This is a genomic window from Oribacterium sinus (assembly GCF_014202695.1).
Classification (GTDB): Bacteria; Bacillota; Clostridia; order Lachnospirales; family Lachnospiraceae; genus Oribacterium; species Oribacterium sinus.
In genome coordinates this window covers 71,915-77,961 of record NZ_JACHHH010000014.1, presented here as the reverse complement: position 1 = coordinate 77,961, position 6,047 = coordinate 71,915, and the positions used below count along the sequence as shown (strand labels likewise).

General features: G+C 42.2%; 4 protein-coding genes. All 4 read left to right on the top strand.

The genetic code is table 11. From position 1 onward, the window contains the following. The first annotated feature begins 218 nt into the window (after positions 1–218). The 4 genes from HNQ46_RS11475 to HNQ46_RS11460 all read left to right on the top strand — a co-directional run bounded on the left by HNQ46_RS11475 (position 219) and on the right by HNQ46_RS11460 (position 6,045). Positions 219–1,493, top strand: coding sequence for a glucose-1-phosphate adenylyltransferase (locus HNQ46_RS11475; protein ID WP_183684809.1), 1,275 nt, complete (start codon positions 219–221; stop codon positions 1,491–1,493). Beyond that, on the top strand, positions 1,490–2,611 hold the full coding sequence (glgD, locus tag HNQ46_RS11470) for a glucose-1-phosphate adenylyltransferase subunit GlgD (protein ID WP_007156443.1): 1,122 nt from the start codon (positions 1,490–1,492) through the stop codon (positions 2,609–2,611). Before HNQ46_RS11475 ends, glgD begins: the two co-directional genes overlap by 4 nt. Positions 2,612–2,626: 15 nt before the next feature. Then, the gene (gene spoVG / locus HNQ46_RS11465) at positions 2,627–2,902 is read left to right on the top strand and encodes a septation regulator SpoVG (protein ID WP_007156442.1); all 276 of its coding nucleotides are present in this window, start codon (positions 2,627–2,629) and stop codon (positions 2,900–2,902) included. A 299-nt stretch (positions 2,903–3,201) separates the two neighbouring features. Continuing rightward, the gene (locus HNQ46_RS11460) at positions 3,202–6,045 is read left to right on the top strand and encodes a response regulator (protein ID WP_183684808.1); all 2,844 of its coding nucleotides are present in this window, start codon (positions 3,202–3,204) and stop codon (positions 6,043–6,045) included. Positions 6,046–6,047 lie beyond the last annotated feature (2 nt).

The following is a 6,047-nucleotide window of genomic DNA, read 5'->3' as shown; positions in this document are numbered from 1 at the left end:
AATAACTTTTATACAAAAAATAGAATAGGCTTGAAGTTTTTATGGTAAATATTTCGTAAAATTCGGTTTTCAAGCCTTGAGGTTAGTGCTATAATACAAATACCAGAAGGAGAAGAAGATTAAGAATTCTCTTAATATTTGAATAGAAGTATTTGAATAGAGAGAAAGCTCTTTGTGGTTGCCAGTGCCATATGTTTTAGATGCAGAGAGGTGATGACGTGATTAAGAAAGAGATGATCGCCATGCTTTTAGCTGGCGGCCAAGGCTCACGCCTTGGGGTTCTTACAAAGAATGTTGCCAAACCGGCGGTTTCTTTTGGCGGAAAATATTCCATTATTGATTTCCCCTTAAGTAACTGTATTAATTCCGGCATAGACACAGTGGGAGTACTTACTCAGTATCAACCCTTACGCCTGAATGCACATATCGGCATCGGTATTCCTTGGGATTTGGATCGTAATAGGGGAGGCGTTACGGTATTGCAGCCCTATGAATCTCAGGAATATACCGGCTTTTATTCGGGAACGGCCAATGCCATTTACCAAAATATCGCTTATATCGAGAATTATGATCCGGAGTACGTGCTGATTCTTTCCGGGGATCACATTTACAAGATGGATTATGAGGTTATGCTGGAGTATCACAAGGCGATGAAGGCCGACTTAACCATTGCCGCCATGCCGGTACCCATGGAGGAGGCAAGCCGTTTTGGAATTACCGTCACCGATGAAACCGGCAGGATTATAGATTTCCAGGAGAAACCGAAGGAACCCAAGAGTAATTTGGCTTCTATGGGAATTTATATCTTTACCTGGAAAGTGCTAAAGGATGCTTTGCTACGAACCCGGGATGTGCCGGATTTGGATTTTGGAAAGCATGTTATTCCTTATATTTTCCAGAACATAGGGAATGTTTTTGCCTATGAGTTCAACGGATATTGGAAGGATGTGGGAACCTTGTATTCCTACTGGCAATCCAATATGGAACTGATTGCATTGATTCCCGAATTTAACTTGTACGAGGAATATTGGAAGATTTACACCCAGACCGATAATCCCGCTCCACAATTTATCTCAACCCATTCCCACGTAGAACGATCCGTTATTTCTGAAGGTTGTGAGATTCATGGAGAGATTTACAATTCTATTATCGGTGCCGGTGTAACAGTGGAACATGGGGCCGTTATTTCAGATAGTATTATTATGGCAAACACGGTGGTGGGAGAGAACACACATATCGACCAGGCTGTGATTGCTGAAAATGTAGAGATTGGCAAAGATTGTGTGATTGGTACCGGAGAATACCAGGATTCTGTTTATGACAGCAGGGTGTATTGTTCAGACCTTGCTACGATAGGGGAGAATTCCCTTATACCCGATGGAGTTTCCATTGGCAGAAACACGGCGATTTATGGGAAGACGGATCTTTCGGACTACCCGGATGGATTCCTTCAAAGTGGAGGAGCGATTATAAGGGAGGATGAAAGACTATGAGAGCAATAGGAATTATTTTAGCAGGCGGTAACAACAAAAGAATGAGAGAGCTTTCCAACAAGAGAGCGATTTCCGCAATGCCGGTTGCAGGCACCTTCCGTTCTATCGACTTCTCTCTTTCGAATATGTCCAATTCGCATATTCAGAAAGTAGCTGTGTTGACCCAGTATAACTCCAGGTCGTTGAACCAGCATCTGTCCTCTTCCAAGTGGTGGGACTTCGGAAGAAAACAAGGTGGACTATATGTTTTTACCCCGACTATTACTGCGGAGCATGGAGATTGGTTTAGGGGTACGGCAGATGCACTCTATCAAAACCTTGTTTTTTTACAGTCATCTCATGAGCCTTATGTCATCATTGCCGCAGGGGATGGGGTATATAAGCTTGACTATAACAAGGTACTGGAATATCATATCGAAAAGAAAGCGGACATCACCGTTGTATGCAAGAACATGGATGCAGGGGATGATATATCCCGCTTTGGCTGTCTTAAGATGAATGAGGACAGCAGAATCGTGGATTTTGAAGAAAAGCCCGTATCAACTGATGCCAGTTGTATTTCCTGCGGAGTCTATATTATCCGCAGAAGACAGTTGATTGAGCTTTTGGAAAAAGCCCATGATGAGGATCGTTATGATTTCGTAAAGGATATTCTGATTCGCTACAAGAACATCAAGCGAATCTACGGTTATAGACTGAATACTTATTGGAGCAATATCGCTTCAGTGGAGTCCTTTTATCAGACAAATATGGACTTCCTAAAGAGAAATATTCGGGATTACTTCTTTAAGCAGGCCCCTGGTGTATACACAAAATTGGCCGACAACCCGCCTGCGAAGTACAATCCGGATTGCAGTGTGCATAACTCCATAGTGGCCAGCGGATGTATCATCAACGGAACAGTGGAAAACTCTGTTTTGTGCCGTAAGGTCTATGTTGGAAATAACTGTATCATTCGCAATTCGATTATCCTGAATGATGTGTATATCGGAGATAACAGCGTCATTGAACATTGCATCGTGGAGAGCCGGGACACCATTCGCGCCAATACAACCTACATTGGAACACCGGAGAATATCAGAATCGTCATCGAGAAAAATGAAAGGTATACCATGTAAAAAGGAAGGAGTATCATGGAGGTTACAGATGTACGGGTTCGTAAGGTTGACAAAGAAGGTAAGATGAAGGCCATTGTTTCTATCACATTTGATGAAGAATTTGTGATTCACGACATTAAGGTCATTGAGGGAGAAAAGGGCTTATTCATTGCTATGCCTTCCAGAAAAACTACGGACGGTGAGTATAGAGATATTGCTCACCCTATCCGCTCCACCACGAGAGAGTTACTTCAGCAGACCATTCTGGAGAAATACCAGGAGGATGCAGAGGAAGAAGGCGAAGGATTTTGATTTCGCGACGAAGTAAAATCTCACAAACCTGAGGCCACTAAGGACAATAATCCTTAGTGGCTTTTTGCGTACAATGCTTTACAAGTGCAAATCTTACGGTATTTTGTTTATAAATTTTCCTTCTTTGGTCGAAATGTAAAGATGGTAAGGAGTAATTTCGTTTTTTTTCTACAATGAATCAGGGAATTATGGATGCCTGAGAGTAGAACAAGCTTAAGAAATATGTTAAAATAAATGCACTAATCTATAGAGGGAATTGAATAAAGAGTTTTCTCGGAAAAGGAGTTCGGAGAAATAGTATGAATAGAATAACAGAAGTTAAGATACGCTTTATCTACCTATTGTTTTTGATTTTTGTGCTTATCTTTGTGGTAGCCAGTTCTATGCGCTACTATGATAAGCTTGGATTTTATGAGGAAAAATTTGAAGTTTTACAATCCGGCTGGCAAAGAATTTTGCCGGACGGTTCAAAGAAACGTTTATATTCTACCGGGGAGTCCGTTCCGGAGAAGGAGCTCTTAATTGAACGACAGCTTCCTCAGGATGTTCCTTATGCGTTAACCAGCTTGTTTATTCGAACAGTGCATCAGGATATTACGGTGTGGATAGACGGTAGAGTGGTATATGAATTTAAATATGCGGATATCCCGCCATTTAATAGTAAGATTCCGCCTATTTCCTGGGTTCGTATCCCGGTACAGAAGGATCAGCTTGGGAAGATGATTCGTATTGAGCTGACCGGAAGAGGCAGAACAGCGGAGAATACCCTTGGAGGTATTTATTTCGGAGAAGACGTCTCCATTATTTGTGCCATTCTTTGGAAGAATGCTTTGCAGATACTGGCAGCTTTTTGTCTCATGTTCCTGGGAATCGGAATGTGGGTGGAATATATTCTGGTGGATAAAAAGAAGGGAGACGAAAGAGGAGCATATTATACGGGAGTCAGTCTATTTTTTATGGGACTATGGCTTGGTTGTCAGATTGATGCCAGACAGCTGATTTTTAACAATATTCTCTTGCTGTGGAATTTGGAGTACCTGTCTATTATCATGATTCCGGTACCGGCACTACTTTTTATCAACAAAGTGGAAAAGGGCTTATGTCAAAGAGAACTCTTCCTATTGTCCTTTTTTATCTTTATCTGTGATACCTTGATAATCTTTTCTGCGGGTGTAGGAATCTTTTCCTTCGCAGAATTAAATCTTCCCATTGATATTTTGGGACTGATTACCGCAATTGAGGTATTGCGTAGCTTTTACATGGTTTGGAAGAAGGATAAACATCTCTTTAGGGAGTTGACCTGGATGATGGGGGCTTATTGTACCCTAATCGGTTTCTGTATGATTGAGCTGCTTTCCTATATGATTAGCGGATACACAAATCAGGGAAAATTTCTTTCCATCGGAACCATTATCTTTGCCTTCCAGATTATGCATGCGCAAGGCATTGAGTATGATAAGGTACAGAATGAAAAGAGCAAGCTGGAGATTTCCGATAAGGTACAGGCAGAATTTTTAGCCAATATGTCCCATGAGATTAGAACCCCGATTAATACCGTTATCGGTATGAATGAGATGATTCTTCGGGAGAGCCGTGATGATGCGGTATTAAGCTATGCACAGGATATTCAGGCTTCAGGGCAGACCCTCTTGTCTTTAGTAAATGATATTTTGGACTTCTCCAGAATCGAATCCGGAGGAATCAAGCTGGTGCCTAAGCCCTATGAATTGGCTACTGTGATTCACGAAATCAACAGTATGGTTCGTTTCCGTGCAGAGTGGAAGGGACTGCAATTCGAAATCCTTGTTGACGGAGACACTCCGGCGGTGCTTTACGGAGATGCTTTCCGGGTGCGGGAGGTTATCTTAAACCTGATTGATAATGCGATTAAGTACACGGAAAAGGGAAAAATTACTCTGAGCGTAACAGCAAGGGCTTTGGACGAAGAGGGAAATTCTCCTGTGCAGTCCAAGGAAGAAACCGGGCTCAGTACGGCAAAAGCCATTGAGCTGCAGATTGCTGTAAAGGATACCGGTGTAGGTGTGAAGGAAAGTGATCAGAAGCTTATTTTCCAGAAGTTCCAAAGAGTACAGTCCGGTTGGAGCCAGAATATTCAGGGAACAGGCCTGGGACTGCCCATTACCAACTATTTTGTAGAAATCATGAACGGACACATTCAGTTGGATAGTGTGTTTGGAGAGGGCTCCTGCTTTACAGCTTATATTCCCCAGTGGCAGTTAAACGAAGACCGTATCGGAAATTATGAAGAACGGTACCAGAAGCAAAGAGGAGAGAAGAAGGACTTTAATAAGGGCTTCATTGCCAAGGACGCCAGAATTTTAGTGGTGGATGACAATGAATTAAATCTTCGTCTGGTACAGAATCTTTTGAAGAGGACAGAAGTACAGATTACCTGTGCTTTTTCCGGAGAAGAGTGTATTGAGAAGTTAAGAGAAGAGAACTTCGATATTATATTCCTTGACCACATGATGCCGGGAATGGATGGAGAAGAAACCTTGAAGAAGATTCGGGAAAATGCCTTTGAAAACCGTTATGGAAAGCCGGTTCCCGTCATCGCCTTTTCCTCCAATATGCTCCCCGGTATTCGTCAGAAGTACGTAAACACAAGCTTTGACGCTTATCTGACGAAGCCTGTGGATGGAAATGAGCTGGAGAAAACCTTGTATACCTTCCTGCCGGAGAATTTAATTCGGAAGAGAACAAATGAAGAATATTTTCAGACAGAATTAAAGAAACATGCTATAGTAGAGAAGGAAGAAGAAGAGAAAACGCTGGATCGAAGTACAGGTTTGCAGTATTGCATGCAGGATGAGGAAGTATATCGAGAAATCCTGGGGCTTTTCAGAGACAGTAGTGACGAGAAGATGCAGGAGCTGGAGAAGGCATTCGCAGAGAAGGACTACAGTAAATATCGCCTCTATGCCCACGGATTAAAAACAACCTCCTTAACGGTTGGTGCCGTGAAGCTATCTGAAAATGCGAAAAAACTGGAACATGCAGCAAAAAGAGTAGTAGACAACGTAGAGAAAGAGGAAGCCGAGCATTATATTGCCTATAATCATGAGGCTTTCATGGCTCTCTACAGGAAGACAATTCAAGAAGCTAGAGAATACTTACAGTAGTC

Bases quoted from the DNA above. Each gene is read 5' to 3' on its own strand.
- spoVG (WP_007156442.1), top strand. From the start codon at position 2,627: ATGGAGGTTACAGATGTACGGGTTCGTAAGGTTGACAAAGAAGGTAAG.
- glgD (WP_007156443.1), top strand. From the start codon at position 1,490: ATGAGAGCAATAGGAATTATTTTAGCAGGCGGTAACAACAAAAGAATG.
- HNQ46_RS11460 (WP_183684808.1), top strand. From the start codon at position 3,202: ATGAATAGAATAACAGAAGTTAAGATACGCTTTATCTACCTATTGTTT.